The 15,378-nt window shown below is 68.4% G+C and carries 16 protein-coding genes and 1 other RNA gene; 11 read left to right on the forward strand and 6 right to left on the reverse strand.

Going from position 1 to position 15,378, the window contains the following annotated elements; translation table 11 throughout:
• The first annotated feature begins 8 nt into the window (after positions 1-8).
• Both hydA and ACYVIO_RS15605 read left to right on the forward strand, forming a co-directional pair.
• Complete coding sequence (gene hydA / locus ACYVIO_RS15600) at positions 9-1,415, forward strand: dihydropyrimidinase (protein ID WP_460651472.1); 1,407 nt, start codon at positions 9-11, stop codon at positions 1,413-1,415.
• Between the two features lie 12 nt (positions 1,416-1,427).
• Positions 1,428-2,420: a TIGR03842 family LLM class F420-dependent oxidoreductase gene (locus ACYVIO_RS15605; RefSeq protein WP_460651473.1), complete on the forward strand. Its 993-nt coding sequence runs from the start codon at positions 1,428-1,430 to the stop codon at positions 2,418-2,420.
• On the opposite strand, the gene ACYVIO_RS15610 is transcribed toward ACYVIO_RS15605, so the two are convergent.
• Genes ACYVIO_RS15610 through ACYVIO_RS15630 form a run of 5 tightly spaced genes read right to left on the reverse strand, consistent with a single transcriptional unit; the run spans position 2,421 to position 7,387 of the window.
• A complete protein-coding gene (locus ACYVIO_RS15610) occupies positions 2,421-2,828 on the reverse strand; it encodes a cytidine deaminase family protein (protein WP_460651474.1) in 408 nt (135 codons plus the stop codon).
• A gap of 4 nt (positions 2,829-2,832) precedes the next feature.
• Positions 2,833-4,305 (reverse strand): FAD-binding oxidoreductase, encoded by a 1,473-nt coding sequence (locus tag ACYVIO_RS15615; RefSeq protein WP_460651475.1) that lies wholly within the window; start codon positions 4,303-4,305, stop codon positions 2,833-2,835.
• Positions 4,306-4,330: 25 nt separating this feature from the next.
• Positions 4,331-5,179 carry a carbohydrate ABC transporter permease gene (locus tag ACYVIO_RS15620; RefSeq protein WP_460651476.1) on the reverse strand — a complete coding sequence of 283 codons (849 nt, stop codon included), beginning with the start codon at positions 5,177-5,179 and terminating at the stop codon, positions 4,331-4,333.
• Position 5,180: 1 nt separating this feature from the next.
• Positions 5,181-6,101 carry a carbohydrate ABC transporter permease gene (locus tag ACYVIO_RS15625; protein ID WP_460651477.1) on the reverse strand — a complete coding sequence of 307 codons (921 nt, stop codon included), beginning with the start codon at positions 6,099-6,101 and terminating at the stop codon, positions 5,181-5,183.
• Positions 6,101-7,387, reverse strand: a complete 1,287-nt coding sequence (locus tag ACYVIO_RS15630) for an ABC transporter substrate-binding protein (protein ID WP_460651478.1) — start codon at positions 7,385-7,387, stop codon at positions 6,101-6,103. The genes ACYVIO_RS15625 and ACYVIO_RS15630 overlap by 1 nt, the downstream gene beginning before the upstream one ends.
• 240 nt (positions 7,388-7,627) lie before the next feature.
• On the opposite strand from ACYVIO_RS15630, the gene ACYVIO_RS15635 reads away from it, so the two are divergent.
• Positions 7,628-8,797 carry an MFS transporter gene (locus ACYVIO_RS15635; protein ID WP_460651479.1) on the forward strand — a complete coding sequence of 390 codons (1,170 nt, stop codon included), beginning with the start codon at positions 7,628-7,630 and terminating at the stop codon, positions 8,795-8,797.
• Positions 8,798-8,801: 4 nt separating this feature from the next.
• On the opposite strand, the gene ACYVIO_RS15640 is transcribed toward ACYVIO_RS15635, so the two are convergent.
• Positions 8,802-9,848: a carbohydrate kinase family protein gene (locus ACYVIO_RS15640; protein WP_460651480.1), complete on the reverse strand. Its 1,047-nt coding sequence runs from the start codon at positions 9,846-9,848 to the stop codon at positions 8,802-8,804.
• Between the two features lie 104 nt (positions 9,849-9,952).
• Between ACYVIO_RS15640 and ACYVIO_RS15645 the strand changes: the two genes are divergently transcribed.
• The 8 genes from ACYVIO_RS15645 to ssrA all read left to right on the forward strand — a co-directional run bounded on the left by ACYVIO_RS15645 (position 9,953) and on the right by ssrA (position 15,366).
• A complete protein-coding gene (locus ACYVIO_RS15645) occupies positions 9,953-10,351 on the forward strand; it encodes a hypothetical protein (RefSeq protein ID WP_184804346.1) in 399 nt (132 codons plus the stop codon).
• Positions 10,330-10,494: a hypothetical protein gene (locus ACYVIO_RS15650; protein ID WP_460651481.1), complete on the forward strand. Its 165-nt coding sequence runs from the start codon at positions 10,330-10,332 to the stop codon at positions 10,492-10,494. The genes ACYVIO_RS15645 and ACYVIO_RS15650 overlap by 22 nt, the downstream gene beginning before the upstream one ends.
• A 141-nt stretch (positions 10,495-10,635) precedes the next feature.
• The gene (gene ftsE / locus ACYVIO_RS15655) at positions 10,636-11,325 is read left to right on the forward strand and encodes a cell division ATP-binding protein FtsE (RefSeq protein ID WP_077013482.1); all 690 of its coding nucleotides are present in this window, start codon (positions 10,636-10,638) and stop codon (positions 11,323-11,325) included.
• 19 nt (positions 11,326-11,344) lie between these two features.
• Positions 11,345-12,256, forward strand: coding sequence for a permease-like cell division protein FtsX (gene ftsX / locus ACYVIO_RS15660; RefSeq protein ID WP_460651482.1), 912 nt, complete (start codon positions 11,345-11,347; stop codon positions 12,254-12,256).
• A gap of 210 nt (positions 12,257-12,466) precedes the next feature.
• Complete coding sequence (locus tag ACYVIO_RS15665) at positions 12,467-13,744, forward strand: peptidoglycan DD-metalloendopeptidase family protein (protein WP_460651483.1); 1,278 nt, start codon at positions 12,467-12,469, stop codon at positions 13,742-13,744.
• A 21-nt stretch (positions 13,745-13,765) separates the two neighbouring features.
• A complete protein-coding gene (gene smpB / locus ACYVIO_RS15670; protein WP_460651484.1) occupies positions 13,766-14,236 on the forward strand; it encodes an SsrA-binding protein SmpB in 471 nt (156 codons plus the stop codon).
• A gap of 99 nt (positions 14,237-14,335) precedes the next feature.
• The gene (locus tag ACYVIO_RS15675) at positions 14,336-14,896 is read left to right on the forward strand and encodes a DUF4870 domain-containing protein (protein ID WP_460651485.1); all 561 of its coding nucleotides are present in this window, start codon (positions 14,336-14,338) and stop codon (positions 14,894-14,896) included.
• A gap of 93 nt (positions 14,897-14,989) precedes the next feature.
• Positions 14,990-15,366, forward strand: a transfer-messenger RNA (tmRNA) gene (ssrA, locus tag ACYVIO_RS15680).
• The last annotated feature ends 12 nt before the right edge of the window (positions 15,367-15,378 follow it).

Genomic DNA, 15,378 nt, shown 5'->3' on the forward strand with positions numbered 1-15,378 from the left:
CGCCACAGATGTCGTTGCTGGTCAAGGGTGGGACCGTTGTCGGGCCGACCGGGGCGCACCCGGCGGACGTGCTGATCGAGGGGGAGAAGATCGTCGCGCTCTTCGACCCCGAGCACAGCAGCCAGGTCACCGCCGACGAGGTGATCGATGCCGCGGGCAAGTACGTGATCCCGGGCGGGATCGACGCGCACACGCACATGGAGCTGCCGTTCGGCGGTACGGCGGCCAGCGACACCTTCGACACCGGGACCCGCGCGGCCGCCTGGGGCGGGACGACCACGATCATCGACTTCGCCGTCCAGCGCACCGGCGAGGTGGTCCAGGACGGGCTCGCGGCCTGGCACACCAAGGCCGAGGGCAACTGCCACATCGACTACGCGTTCCACATGATCCTCGGCGGCGTCGACAACGACGCCCTGAAGGCGATGGACCAGCTCGTCGCCGACGAGGGGATCACCAGCTTCAAGCTGTTCATGGCCTACCCCGGCGTCTTCTACTCCGACGACGGCCAGATCCTGCGCGCGATGCAGAGCGCCCGCGCGAACGGCGCGATGGTGATGATGCACGCCGAGAACGGGATCGCGATCGACGTACTCGTCCAGCAGGCGCTGGCGCGCGGCGAGACCGACCCGATCTACCACGGCATCACCCGGCCGCCGGCGTTGGAGACCGAGGCAACGAGTCGCGCGATCGCGCTCGCCGAGGTCGCCGAGGACTGCCCGCTCTACATCGTCCACCTCTCGGCCAGCGGTGCGCTCGAGGCCGTCGCCGCGGCGCGGGACAACGGCCGCAACGTGTTCGCCGAGACCTGCCCGCAGTACCTGTACCTGACGCTGGAGGACCAGCTCGGCGCGCCTGGCTTCGAGGGCGCGAAGTGGGTCTGCTCGACGCCGTTGCGCAGCAAGCACGAGTCGCACGCGCGCGACCTGTGGAAAGGGCTGCGGAGCAACGATCTCGCGATCGTGTCGACCGACCACTGCCCGTTCTGCATGAAGGACCAGAAGGAGCTCGGCCGCGGCGACTTCTCCAAGATCCCGAACGGGATCGGCGGGGTCGAGCACCGGGTCGATCTGGTCTACCAGGGTGTCGTCGACGGGCAGCTGTCGCTGGAGCGCTGGGTGGAGACGATCGCGACCACGCCGGCCCGGATGTTCGGGCTGTACCCGCAGAAGGGCGTGATCCAGCCCGGCGCGGACGGTGACGTGGTCGTCTACGACCCGAACGGGACGACCCGGATCAGCGCCGAGACGCACCACATGAACATGGACCACTCGGCGTACGAGGGGTTCGAGGTGAGGGGACATGTCGACACAGTGATCTCGCGCGGCGCGGTGATCGTGGCCGATGGCAACTACCATGGGCGGAAGGGACACGGGCGGTACCTGCGGCGCGGCTTGTCGTCGTACCTGGTCTGAAGGGGGAAACCGGTGGACTTCGGAGTGGTGTTCCAGTGCGACCCGCCTGCGTCGGCGGTGGTCGAGCTCGCTCAACAGGCCGAGCAGGCCGGGTTCAGCCACGTGTGGACGTTCGACTCGCACCTGCTCTGGCAGGAGCCGTTCGTGATCTACCCGCAGATCCTCGCCGCGACGCGGAACGTGGTCGTCGGGCCGATGGTGACCAATCCGGGCACGCGGGACTGGACCGTGATCGCGTCGCAGTTCGCCACCCTGAACGAGATGTTCGGCAACCGGACGATCTGCGGGATCGGCCGCGGGGACTCGGCGCTGCGGACGCTGGGGTCGAAGCCGGGGACGATCGCGGAGCTGAAGCAGTGCGTCGAGGTGGTCCGCGAGCTGGCCTGCGGGCGCACGGTCGAGTACCGCGGGCAGCAGCTGAAGTTCGCCTGGGTCGAGAACGGCGCGCTCGAGGTCTGGGTCGCGGCGTACGGGCCGAAGGCGCTCGCAGTGACCGGGCAGGTCGGCGACGGGTACATCCTGCAGCTGGCCGATCCGGACATCGCCGCCTGGATGATCTCGGCCGTCCGCAGCGCGGCCGAGGAGGCCGGGCGGGATCCGGCCGCGATCAAGTTCTGCGTCGCGGCACCGGCGTACGTCGGCGACGACCTGGCGCACCAGCGCGACCAGACCCGCTGGTTCGGCGGGATGGTCGGGAACCACGTCGCCGACATCGTCAGCCGGTACGGCGCGAGCGGGACCGTCCCGCCCGCGCTGACCGACTACATCAAGGGCCGTGAGGGCTACGACTACGCCGAGCACGGCCGCGCCGGCAACTCCCACACCAGCTTCGTCCCCGACGAGGTGGTCGACCGGTTCTGCATCCTCGGCCCGGTCGAGAACCACCTCACCCGACTCCGCGAGCTCCAGGCCCTCGGCGTCGACCAGTTCGCGATCTACCTCCAGCACGACGCCAAGCAGGAGACCCTGGAGGCCTACGGGCGGGACATCATTCCCGCGCTGTGATCACGGCGTCCAGCGAAACGCTCCGGGGAGCAGCGAGGTGGCGACGACGGTCCCGGGGCCGTCCTCGCTGGGCAGGATGACGCGGATGCCCGGGTGGTAGTCGACCAGGATCTGCCGGTCGCGGCCGCAGGGGGCGAACAGGCCGCGGCCTTCGTTGCCTACGGCCACGATCGTGGTCAGCTCCCGGGCGCCCTCGGCGCGGGCGCGGCCGAGGGCGACCAACTCGGCGCACGGCCCGCCGAGGAAGTGGTACAGGTTGATCCCGGCGTACATCCGGCCGTCCACGCCGCGCACGGCGGCGCCCATCGTGTAGATCCCGTCCGGGCCGTCGGTGTTGGCGTCGACGGTCCGGCGGGCCAGTTCGATGAGCTCCTCGTCGGCGGCGGTCAGGGGGTCCAGGTCGAGCAAGGGGCTACCTCTCGGGTGGGCCGTACGGGAAGACGACGGTCGGGTCGTAGGTACGCCGGAGGTCGGCGAGGCGTTGGAACGTCTCGGGGGACCAGCAGGCCTCGTAGGAGCCGGGGACGGTGAGGCCGCCGGCGTAGTTGACGTTGTGCTCGGGGGACTTCCACGGCTCGAGTGGCTTGAGCACCGCCTCGGCCGCGGGCGGCAGGACGGACTCGAAGAGACTGGGGTCCGGAGCGCCGATCAGGATCAGCGTGTACGACGCACCGCGGCCGCCGACGGCGGATCCCTCGGGGACGTCGCGCGCGACGGCGCCGCCGAGGTGACGGATCTCGACCGCGACGAACGGGATCTGCTGCGCAGGACCGGCGACCGCGAGGAACGCCTCGACGAAGTCCGCGTCGATGTCGGTCAGCAGTTGGCCGCGGTCCCAGCCGGGGCCGGGGTCGCGGGGGTCGTTGTGGATGTCGGCGATCCGTGCGGCGGGGATCTCGCCGACGAGGTCGATGAGGACGGTCGCCGCGTCCCGGATGGGCTGGAAGAGTCGCTCGCCGGCGGCCGCGAGCGACTCGCCTGTGGCGTCGTCGGCGAGGGCAGCGCCGCTGGAGGCGGGATCGGGCACACCCGCAGCGGACTGGCCCGCGGTGGAGGTGCCAGGCGCCGACGCGCCCACGTACGCGAAGCGGATGCTCAGCACCGTCTTGCCGCGGAGCGGCTCCGGGATGAACTCCAGCGGAGGCAGCCGCAGGATCACGGCCGACGAGGTCGCCGTCTCGGGCAACGTCTTGGTCCAGTCGACCCAGGTGGCGAAGGCCGGGGCGATCTGGTCGGCGTCGAAGAAGACCGAGCCGCCGTACAGCGTGCTCAGTTCGACGAGCTCGAAGTCCATCGACGTGACGATGCCGAAGCCGGACTTGCCGCCGCGCAGGGCCCAGAAGAGCTCCGGGTTCTCCTCGGCCGAGGCGGTGCGGATCGTGCCGTCGGCGGTGACGAGGCGGAAGCCGCGGGCCCAGTCGGAGGAGAAGCCGTAGGTGCGTGCGAGCGGGCCCAGCCCGCCGCCGGTCGTGTACCCGATGCAGCCCACGTTGTCCGACGCACCCGCGATCGGTGCGAGGCCGTGCTCCGCGGCCGCGGCGATCACCTCGGCCCACCGCACGCCGGCGCCGATCGTCGCGATCCGGCTCGCGGGATCCACTACCACCCCGCCGAGCCGACGCGTGGTGACAAGGATGCCGTCCGTCACCGGCACGGCCGAGCCGTGGCCGGTGGCAAGCACGCGGACAGGAACCGAAGAAGCAGCAGCGATCCGTACGACGGCCGCCGCGTCCTCCTCCGACGTGATGCCGACGGCAACGTCCGGCGTGTGCACGGTGGCGGTGTTCTGCGCGGCGACCTCGGCGGCGAAGCCGTCGTCGCTGGGCCCTAGGACCGGGCCGGTGGTCAGCTCGGCGCGGAGCCGGCCGATCAGGTCTGACGTCATGGTGCGTTTCCCCTCCAGAGAAGAACTACTCACTGATGCCCGAGCGCTCGACCCCCTCGACGATCCAGCGCTGCAGGAAGACGAACATCACCACCAGCGGCACGATCGCGACGCTGGCGGCAACAAAAAGCTGTGGCAGGTTGATGGTCTGCGCGGTCAGGAACGTCGACAGTGCGATCTGCACCGTCCAGGCGCTCTGGTCCGGCGCGATCACCAGCGGCCACAGGAACGCGTTCCACGACCCGATGAACGTGATCGTCCCGATCGCGGCGATGAAACCGGTCGAGTTCGGCACGACGATCCGCCAGAACGTCCCCCAGTACGCCGTACCGTCGAGCTGCGCGGCCTCTTCCAGCTCGCGCGGAAAGTTCAGGAAGTACTGCCGGAACAGGAACGTCGCGAACGCCTGGAACAGCCCCGGCACGATCAGCCCGCGCAGTGTGCTCACCCAGCCGAGCGAGGAGACCAGCACGAAGCTCGGCACGAAGGTCACCGCGGCCGGGATCAGCAGCGTCGCGACGATGAAGTAGAACACCGCGTTCGCGTACCGGAACGGGATCCGCGCCAGCCCGTAGCCGGCCAGTCCGGAGATCACCAGGACGCCGATGGTCTGGACGACCGAGATCACCAGCGAGTTGAGCAGCGACCGCCCGATCGGCACCAGCGGATCGTTGAAGAGGTCAACGATGTTGTGCCACTGCAGCGACGACGGGAAGAGTTTCCAGTCCGGTGACGTGATGTCCTGCTCGGTCGACAGGCCGTTGCGGACGAGCAGGTAGAACGGCAGCAGGAACAGGATCGCGCCGACCACCAGCACGACGTACCGGACGACCGATCCGGCCTGGTCCGCGCGGGAGCGCTGGATGGTTGCCATCTCAGTCCTCCCTCTTCCCGAGCCCGAGGAACCTACCTTGCACGAGCGCGACCAGCGCGATCAACAGAGTTAGCAGTACGGCGCCCGCACTGCCGTGGCCGAAGTCCTGTCCTTGCCCGAGCGCCGCGTAGTACAGGTACACCAACGGCGGACGCGCGTACGGCGGGTAGCCGCCGGAGCTCGACAGTAGGTTGTAGAACTCGTCGAACGCCTGGAACGCGTTGATCAGAAGCAGCAGCAGTACGGCGGTCGACGTGGCCCGCAACTGCGGCAGCGTGATGTACCGCAGCACCTTCCAGCCGGTCGCGCCGTCGATCGCGGCCGCTTCGTACAGCGAGGGCGCGATCCGCTGCAGCCCGGCCAGGAACAGGATCATGTAGAACCCGGTCTGCAGCCACATCCGCGCGGACACGATCACCAGCCAGTACCACGGTGGCTGCGTGACCGAGAGCCAGGCGACCGGTTCCGCGCCGAACCACCCGAGCACGGTGTTGGCCAGGCCGAACCGGACGCCGTTGAAGATCGACAGCTTCCAGATCAGCGACGCCACGACGTACGAGCAGGCGGTCGGCAGGAAGAACACCGACCGGAAGAACGTCTTCGCGAACCGGGTCCGGTTGACCAGCAGGGCCAGGCCCAGCGAGGCCACGAACGTCGTCGGCACGATGAACAGCGCGAACAGCACGAACGTGAACAGGCTGGACCGGAACGCGGAGTCCCGGAGCATGTCCAGGTAGTTGCCCAGGCCCACGAAGTTCGTCGGCGTGACGGTGTTGTGCGCGTCGAAGAAGCTCAGCACCACCGACCAGACGATCGGCACGTAGACGAACACCAGCAACCCGAGCACGAACGGCCCGACGAAGATCACGAACCACAGGTTGCGGTCGTAGCGGCCCCGCAGCCGCGCGGCGAGGGCCGGCATCAGCCGGCGATGCGCTTGAGCTCAGCCTCCACGACGGCCTTGACCGCCTTGATCTCGGTGGCCGGATCGCTGCCGTTCTTGACGATCCGGCTGACCGCGTCGGAGTACGCCGTGCCGGCCTTCGGGGTCCACAGCAACGGGGTCTGGGCGTGCCCGTTCTCGTTGACGAACTTCACCGCCTCGGCGGCCGGGCCGGACTTCAGCTTGTCGGCCTTCTCGGCCAGGCTCTTGCGGGCCGGGACGTGGAAGCCGTAGCTCTGGGCCCAGTCGAGCTGCTTGTCGGTCTGGTCGACCCACAGCCACTTGACGAACTTCTTCGCCGCGTCGACGTTCTTCGACTTCGCGCTGACCGACGCGCCGTACGCGCCGACCGGGACGCTCGGAGCGCCGGTGGAGGCGTCCAGCTTCGGCCAGGGCAGGACGCCGAAGTCGTCCGGGAACGCCTTCTGGATCTGAGGGAACGTCCACAGGCCGGTGAACTGCATCGCGGTCAGGCCCTGGGTGAACGCCGACGGGTCGGACCAGTCGGTCGGTGCCCCGAGCAACAACGCCTTCGAGGTGAACAGCTCACGCAGCTTGCGCAGCGACTCGACCGCGGCCGGGTCGTCGAAGCCGAACTGCCCGTCCTCGGTCAGGTAGTCGACGCCGGCCGACCACAGCGCCGGGCCGCCGAGGATGCCGACACCGCCGTCGTTGCCGACGAACAGGCCCTTCACCTTGTCGGTGGTCAGCTTCTTCGCGGCCGCGATCAGTTCGTCGACGGTCGTCGGCGGCTGGACGCCGGCCTGCTGGAGCAGGCTCTTGCGGTAGACCAGCAGCTGCATGTCGGTGGCCTGCGGGAACGCGTAGAGCTTGCCCTGGTAGGTCACCCGGGACAGCAGCGACGGGGTGAAGTCGCTCTTCGCGTCGCCGAGCAGGTCGGTCAGGTCGACGACCTGGCCGCCCTTGATCATGTCGATCGACGGGCCGTTGCCGTACTCGAACACGTCCGGTCCGCCGTCGGTGAGCAGCGCGGCCGCGGTCTTCTTGTCGTAGTCGCCGGGGGACCACTGGACCGTCACGGTCGCGTCCGGGTACTCCTTGGCGTACCGCTCGACGGCCTGCTGGGTGCCCGCTTCGCCGTACTGGTGGTACCACTGCGCCAGCGCCGGCTTGTCGCCGGAGGAGGCGCCGCCGCCGGAGTCCGAGCGGCCGGTGTTCGACCCGCAGCCGGCCACCGCCATCGCCGCGATCCCACCTCCGAGCGCGAGGAAGCTTCTGCGGTTGAACCCGTCTGCACCCGACATCGCGACGTACCTCCAGCTCAGGCGCGGTCCCACGACCCGCGCACCCTGATCCGACCCTACGACCGACCGGGTCCCCAAGTGCCCCTTTTCGGTGGCTGAAAAAACCAGTGGCGCGCTCTCCTTTCCGTTGTAGGGTGTCCGCCATGATCCGCATGCCGCACTAGAGCGGGCTCGTTGTCGCCGAGCCCATCTGTCGTCCCCCGCCTCGTCGAGGCCGGGGCTCTCTAGGAGCGCCCTCTCATGTCCAGCACCCTGAGTGCTGGGAGCTACCGTGCTGTCCTCCTGCTGCCGTCCGCGCTGCGTACTTTCGCGCCGGCGTTGGCAGGGCGGCTGGCCTACGGTCTGCTCTCGCTGTCCACCCTGTTCACCGTCCACGACGCGACCGGCTCGTTCGCCGTCGCCGGAGCCGCTGGAGCCGGATTCGGCCTCGCGTCCTTGTCGATGCCGTACAAGGCCCGCCTGGTCGACCGCTACAGCCAGCGCCGGGTCCTGCCACCTCTGGCGCTCACCTGCGCGCTGGGACTCGTCGCAACCACCTTCCTGAGTACGCCGGCCCTGCTGGTCGCACTGGTCACCGTGACCGGGCTCTTCGCGCCACCACTCGGCCCGTCGATGCGCTCCAACTGGCGACTCATCACCGAGGACACCAGCCTCAAGGAACGCGCCTACGCCCTGGACGCGATCTGCGAAGAGTCCCTCTACCTGGCCGGGCCCTTGCTGGCCGGTCTGCTGATCAGCCTCTGGTCAGCACCCGCAGCGCTCATCTGTACGGCGGTGCTGCTTGCCGCCGGCACCTGTCTGATGGTCACGTCGCCGCTGACGCGCCGGACCACTCCACCGAGTCCGGCCCGGCACCCGCTCGGCCCACTGACCAACGCGGGGCTGCGCAGGATTTTGATCGTCATCTTGGTCACGGCGGCCGGCGTCAGTACGGCGTACCTGTGCGTCGCAGGTGTCGCGCAGGCGCAGGGCCGGCCGGGAGCCGCCGGCTTCGTCGAAGGAGGCATCGGCCTCGGCAGCGTGATCGGGGGACTGGCGTGGGGTCGCCGGAAGCACACCAGGTCGCACGAGACCCACCTGGGCGGGCTGATCGGCGTACTGGCGGTTGGACTGCTCTTGGCGTCGCTGGTCAGCCACCTGGTGTTGCTGGGTGTGGTGATGGCCTTGTTCGGTGTCGCCGTCGCGCCGCTGTTCGTGTCGTCGTACCTGGCCGCGGACGACATCACGCCGCCCGATCAGCGCACCGAAGCCAGCACCTGGATCAACACGGCCAACAACATCGGCAGCGCCGCCGGGGCGTCGCTGACCGGGTTGCTGATCGACCGGGTCGGGCCGTCGTACGGGTTCCTGGCCGGTGGTGTGCTGCTGGTGCTGGTGTCCGGGGTGGTGCTGCTCCGGCGTACGCGATGAGTGGTCAGGCGTCCGAGAGCCGGGCGATGGTCGCGCCGGCCCGGCGGACGATCGGGACCGGGCCTTCGGGGAGGACGTCGCCGATGAAGGTGTAGTGCCGCAGGATGTCGGGATCGATGCCGCCCGGGCGGTGGCGGCTGTGGTCGCGGACCCAGTCGATGATGTCGCCCCACCCGGGCGCCGCGAGCGAGCCGCCGAAGTGCTGGACCGACAGCCCGGCGCACAGGTTGCCGAACGCCAGCCTGTGCGCCAGCGGCCAGCCGCGCAGCGTGCCGAGCACCAGGGAGGCCAGGAACACGTCACCGGCACCGGTCGGGTCGTACGACCGCACCGGCAGCGCGGGGATGTGCTCCTCCTCCCCGGTCGCCGAGTCGATCGCCAGTACGCCGTCCGAACCGTTCGTCACGACCGCCAGCGGGACCCGCTCGGCCAGCTTGTGCAGCGCGGCCTTGGGGGTGTCGGTCCGGGTGTAGGCCATCGCCTCACCGGCGTTCGGCGTGAAGGCGTGGAAGCCTTCGAGTACGTCGAGCACGGCCGGCGACCAGGTGTCGGTCGGGTCCCAGCCGACGTCGCCGAACAGCAGCGCGCCGGACTCGCGGGCCTCGGCCGTCCAGCTCGGCAGCTCCTCGGCGACCGGCACGATCGCCGAGCGGGTGTTGAGGCCCGGGCCGACCAGCTTGCTCGGGTCGCCGGGCGCCTCGTGCGCGTGGGTGACCATCGCCCGGTCCCGGTCGATCGACATCGAGACCGTGACGGGGGAGTGCCAGTGGCCGATCCGGCGCGAGTGCGACAGGTCGACCTTCTCCTGGTCGGCCAGCGTCCGCCAGCAGAAGTCGGCGTACACGTCGTCGCCGAAGACCGCGGCCAGTCCGCTGCGCAGCCCGAGCCGGCTCGCGGCGATCGCGAAGTTCGCGACGCCACCGGGGCACGACCCCATTCCCTCGGCGAAGATCTCGGTCCCCGTGGTCGGGGCAGACTCCAGTCCGGTGAGCACGATGTCGAGGAAAACAGTGCCCTGTACGAACACGTCGTAACAGTCCGGATCTTCCACGTGACGTCCTTGTCGGTGGTGAGTGGTTTGCTGTCCTTCGTAACATCATCAACCGGTCATCACCAGGGATTTGGGAGGACATCGGTGGTTGTGGGGGTGTGTTCGTGATCCCGACCTGGATCTCGGTCGTCGGTGTCGCGATGACCGTGCTGAGTCCGTTGCTGGCGCTCGGCGGCGTCGCTCTGGGCGCCTATCTGACCCGCAAGTCCGACCGCGAGCTGGACACCTGGCGGCACCGCGAGGAGACCATGCGAATGGTCCGCTGGGCGGTCGAGCAGATCCTGAACGACGACGACACCGGCACGGACGCCGGTGTGGTCACGCTGCGTTCACTGATGCGCTCGGAACTGTTGCAGCCCGAGGACTACGAGCTGGTCGCCGCGCTGACCGCCGCCGTCGCGATCGACCGGGTCGGCGAGACGACGTACGCTGAACTTGCCGACGCCGACATCGAGGTGGTCGAGGAAGAAGGAGCCCGCCGATGGCTGAGAAGAAGACCGTGAAGGTCTCCCGCCAGGCCGTGGAGCTGGCCCGGTTGCACGTCGAGGCGGCCCGCCGCGCCGGACGCAAACCGGAGCCCGGAGTCGCCCGGATTGCGGACGCCCGTCCGGAGAACAGCGGCGGTACGGCGCCTGCTCCCGCCTGAGACCCCTCGTCAGGCGGCACGCCTGATCGGATCACCGCCTCGATGCCCCTAGACTGATCGACGGCCGCTCCCGGTGGCGTACGGTGCTGTGGTGGCTACCGACGCGTCGCTCCCTGTTCCCGACCACGGCCGGAATGTCCCGTGATCCGCTTCGAGAATGTTTCCAAGACGTACGAGGGTCAGTCCAAGGCTGCCCTGCTGAACGTGAACGTCGAGATCGAGAAGGGCGAGTTCGTCTTCCTGGTCGGTACCTCCGGGTCCGGCAAGTCGACGTTCCTTCGTCTCGTGCTGCGTGAGCACCGGACCTCCAAGGGCCACATCATGGTCGCCGGCAAGGACCTGAACCGGCTGGCCAGCTGGCGGATCCCGCAGATGCGCCGTCAGATCGGCACGGTCTTCCAGGACTTCCGGCTGCTGCCGAACAAGACCGTCGCGGAGAACGTCGCGTTCGCCCTGCAGGTGATCGGCAAGCCGCGTTCGCACATCCGCAAGACGGTGCCCGAGGTGCTCGAGCTGGTCGGTCTGGACGGCAAGGAGGACCGGCTGCCGGACGAGCTGTCCGGTGGTGAGCAGCAGCGGGTCGCGATCGCGCGTGCGTTCGTGAACCGGCCGATGATCCTGATCGCCGACGAGCCGACCGGAAACCTCGACCCGGGGACGTCGGTCGGCATCATGAAGCTGCTGGACCGGATCAACCGGACCGGGACGACCGTGGTGATGGCCACCCACGACGTCTCGATCGTCGACCAGATGCGCAAGCGCGTGATCGAGCTGGAGAACGGCCATGTCGTCCGCGACGAGTCGCGCGGCGTCTACGGCTACCAGCACTGAGAGCAGGGACTGACTTCGTATGCGCTTGAACTACATCCTCTCGGACCTGGGTATCGGTCTGAAGCGGAACCTGTCGATGACGATCGCCGTCGTCGTCACCATCTGGGTCTCGCTGTCGCTGTTCGGCAGTGCGCTGCTCGCCCGCGAGCAGGTCGACCTGATGAAGGGCAACTGGTACGACAAGATCCAGATCTCGATCTTCATGTGCACCAAGGACTCCGGCGGCCGCGGCTGCTCGGGCGCCGAGGTGACCACGGAGCAGAAGAACCGGATCAAGCAGGTGATCGAGTCCAGCCCGGACACCGCGCCCGAGGGTGTCTTCGGTGAGACGAAGAAGGAAGCGTTCGACCAGTTCAAGAAGCTGTACAAGGACTCGCCGATCGTCTCCACGGTCACCGAGGACCAGATGCAGGAGTCGTACCGGGTCAAGCTGAAGGATCCACAGCGCTACCAGAACCTGGTCAGCGCGGTGGCCGGCCTACCCGGCGTCGACACCGTGCAGGACCTGAGACAGTATCTCGATCCACTCTTCAAGGCGCTGAACGGCTTGCAAGTCGGAGCCCTGGTCGCCGCAGCCCTGCTGCTGGTCGCCGCGCTGATGCAGATCTCGAACACGATTCGCCTGGCGGCGTACGCCAGACGACGAGAGATAGGCATCATGCGCCTGGTGGGCGCCTCGAACTTCTACATCCAGCTACCGTTCCTCCTGGAAGCGGTGCTGGCGGCCCTGATCGGCGCGGTCCTTGCCTGCGGCACCCTGTGGGTCGGCGTGTACTTCGTCGTCATGCAGCGGGCGCAGGAGACGTTCCGGGTCTGGCAGTGGGTCGGCGCGGCCGAAACCTTCCAGGCGACGCTCATCATGGTCGTGGTCGGACTGATCCTCGCGGTGGTCCCGACATTCCTGACGACGCGGAAATACCTCAAAGTCTGACCCGGGTGACTTATCGTGCAGTAGCACGACAACTCAACCCAGAGCAAGGGGTCGACTGTGGTCCCGCACTTCCCCGGTGCGAACCCGCGTGAGCGGGGACGCATCAAGCGAGACGACAGCATCGGCGCCACCGCCACATCGAGCGATCGGTCACGAACCCGACCGGCCGCCCGGCAGACGATTGTCGCCGCTTGCTGCGTTGTCCTGTCCATGACCGCCGGAGCGCTGGCGGTGGTTCCGTCTGCCCAGGCGGACCCACCCGATCCGAACGCGCAGAAGAAACAGCTCGACAGCCAGATCAACCAGTCCAAGGCCGATCTGCACGAGTCGTACGACCAGCTGTCGAAATCCGTTGCCGCCTACAACCAGGCGGAGACGCAGTACCAGGCCGTCCAGGCCCGGTACGCCGCCGTCCAGGGCAAGCTGGCGGCCGCGAAGGCCGCCGACGTGGTGGCCGCGAGCAAGCTCAAGGCCGCCGAGCAGGCGCTGACCACGGCGCGGACGAACGTTGCCGAGGGCCAGAAAGAGATCGCCGCCAAGCAGGCGCTGGCCGGTCGCGCGGTGCGCTCGGCGTACCAGCAGCAGAACCCGCTGGTCGGGCTGGCGATCGTGCTGCGTGGCGCGTCGCCGGCCGATCTGGCCAGCGGCATGCAGGTGCAGCGCAACGTCTTCGGGATCACCGGGAACGCGATCACCGGCCTGAACAACGCGCAGGCGCAGCTGGCGAACAAGCAGGCCAAGCTGGCCGAGGCCGAGCGGATCGTTGCGGAGCAGAAGGCCGAGGCGGCGCGGACCGTTCGCGAGGTCACCACGCTGACCCAGCAGGTCGCGACCGAGAAGGCCGCGGCGGCCGCTGTCACCGCGACCCGGCTGGTCGCGCAGCAGGCGGCCGAGAAGGACAAGAACTCCGAGCTGGCGCACTACCAGTCGCTGGTCACGGAGCGGTCCCGGGTCGAGCAGGTCCTGATCGCGCGGGCGAAGGCCGAGAAGGCCGCGGCTGCCCGGCGTAAGGCAGCTGCCGAGGCCGCCGAGCGGGCGAAGGCGAAGAAGGAGCACCGCCCGCCGAAGCACGTCCCGGATCCGCCGGGCAACGACGGTGGGCTGAGCTTCCCGATCAACACCTACATCACGTCGCCGTACGGGATGAGGTTCCACCCGATCCTGCACTACTGGAAGCTGCACGACGGGACCGACTTCGGGGCCGGCTGCGGTACGCCGATCCACGCCGCGGCCAGCGGCACGGTGACGGACCGTTACTACAACGGCGGCTACGGGAACCGGATCTTCATCAACCACGGCGTGATCGGCGGCGACTCGATCACCACCGTCTACAACCACCTGTCCCGCTACAAGGCGCGCGTCGGCCAGCACGTGACGAAGGGCCAGGTGATCGGGTACGTCGGCACCACCGGTTACTCGACCGGCTGTCACCTGCACTTCATGGTCTACCGCGACGGCCGCGTGACAAACCCGATGAAGTACCTGTGAGCCGTCTGGGATACTGGTCGGATGGTGAAACAGACCGGCCAGAAGCCGATCGCGCAGAACCGTAAGGCGCGACACGACTACCACATCGACGACGTGGTGGAGGCCGGCCTTGTGCTGACGGGGACCGAGGTGAAGTCCCTGCGGCTGGGCCGGGCCTCCCTCGTCGACGCGTTCGGCTCCGTGCGCGGCAAGGAGCTCTGGCTGCAGAACCTGCACATCCCGGAGTACACGCACGGCACGTGGACCAACCACGAGCCGCGGCGGACCCGCAAGCTGCTGCTGCACCGCGACGAGATGGAGAAGCTGATCCGCGCGGTCGAGCAGCAGGGCGTCACGCTGGTGCCGCTGTCGCTGTACTTCAAGGACGGGTACGCGAAGGTCGAGCTGGCGACCGCGCGCGGCAAGAAGGACTACGACAAGCGGCACGCGCTGGCCGAGCGCCAGGCGAACCGGGAGGCGCAGCGGGCGCTGTCGGACCGCAGCCGGCGCTGACCCCGTCGTTCGTCGTACGGAAGTCCCTGGGGTCGGATCAGGGGTTGCTCCGGGCGGCACCCGATGGGGTGGGCGCGGTTTCGGCAGCACAGTAGAGGCATGTCCACTTCAGAGCTGCTGGTGACGCCGGCCCAACGGGACCGTGCGGTCGAGATCCTGCAAGAGATGTACGCCGACGGCCGGCTGACCCACCTCGAGTTCGACACCCGGCTCGAGCAGGCGCTGAAGGCCCGCACCCGTGCCGAGCTGAACGGCTCGTTCGACGGGTTGCTGGCCCGCCCGGTCCCCACCTACGCGCCGGCGGCGTTCACCCGCCCGGCGCCGCTGCAGACGTACCAGGGCTCGGGCCGCGGGATGGGCACGATCTCGCACTGGCTCGGCTACCCGACGTTCTTCGTCGGCCCGGCGCTGATCGTGGCGACGGCCGGCAAGCAGAACCCGGTGATCCGCAAGCACGCGGTCGAGGCGGTCAACTTCCAGATCAGCGCGCTGGCGGTGTTCACGCTGCTCGGCATCGTCACCGGGATCACCGACGGCTTCACCGGCTTCCTGTTCCCGCTCGTCGGCCTGGTCTGGTTCGTGCTGACCGGCATCGGCGGCCTGGCCGCGATGCTCGGCTCCGAGTTCAAGTACCCGTTCACGCTCCGCCTGCTCAAGTAGCTCGGGGGAATCCCTGGTGCGGTCCTGGCGTTGGACTTGGTAGTGTTGGTCTTCTGCGGCCCCTCGGGACCGTAGGAGTTTGACAACTCAACAGGGGGTGAACGGTTTCGACTTTGGACGTACGTTCCAAGAGAAGCGGGCCGAGGATCCAGGGTTATCTCGTAAACGATCTCTGGAAAACAATAACTGCCGCTAATACGCGTCAGAGCTTCGCTCTCGCTGCCTGACAGCCTGAGCACTTAAGAAGCGGTCAGCCCGGGAGTGCTTCCGACCCGGTTCCTGGCCTCAGCTAGGAAGCTTGCTTCGTCAACCCGGTCGCGGGGTTGACGCGGGACATTTACAGCGACTGAGTCTGTCAGCGACGTGTCTGTACGAGCGCTGGGACTGAGAAAACATCAATTCAGACTGCGCCCGGAGAAGTCTTGGGTCGGCGCCGAAGGACGCGGGTTCGATTCCCGCCACCTCCACCACCCCTTGCGAGT

It is taken from the genome of Kribbella endophytica, from assembly GCF_054781295.1.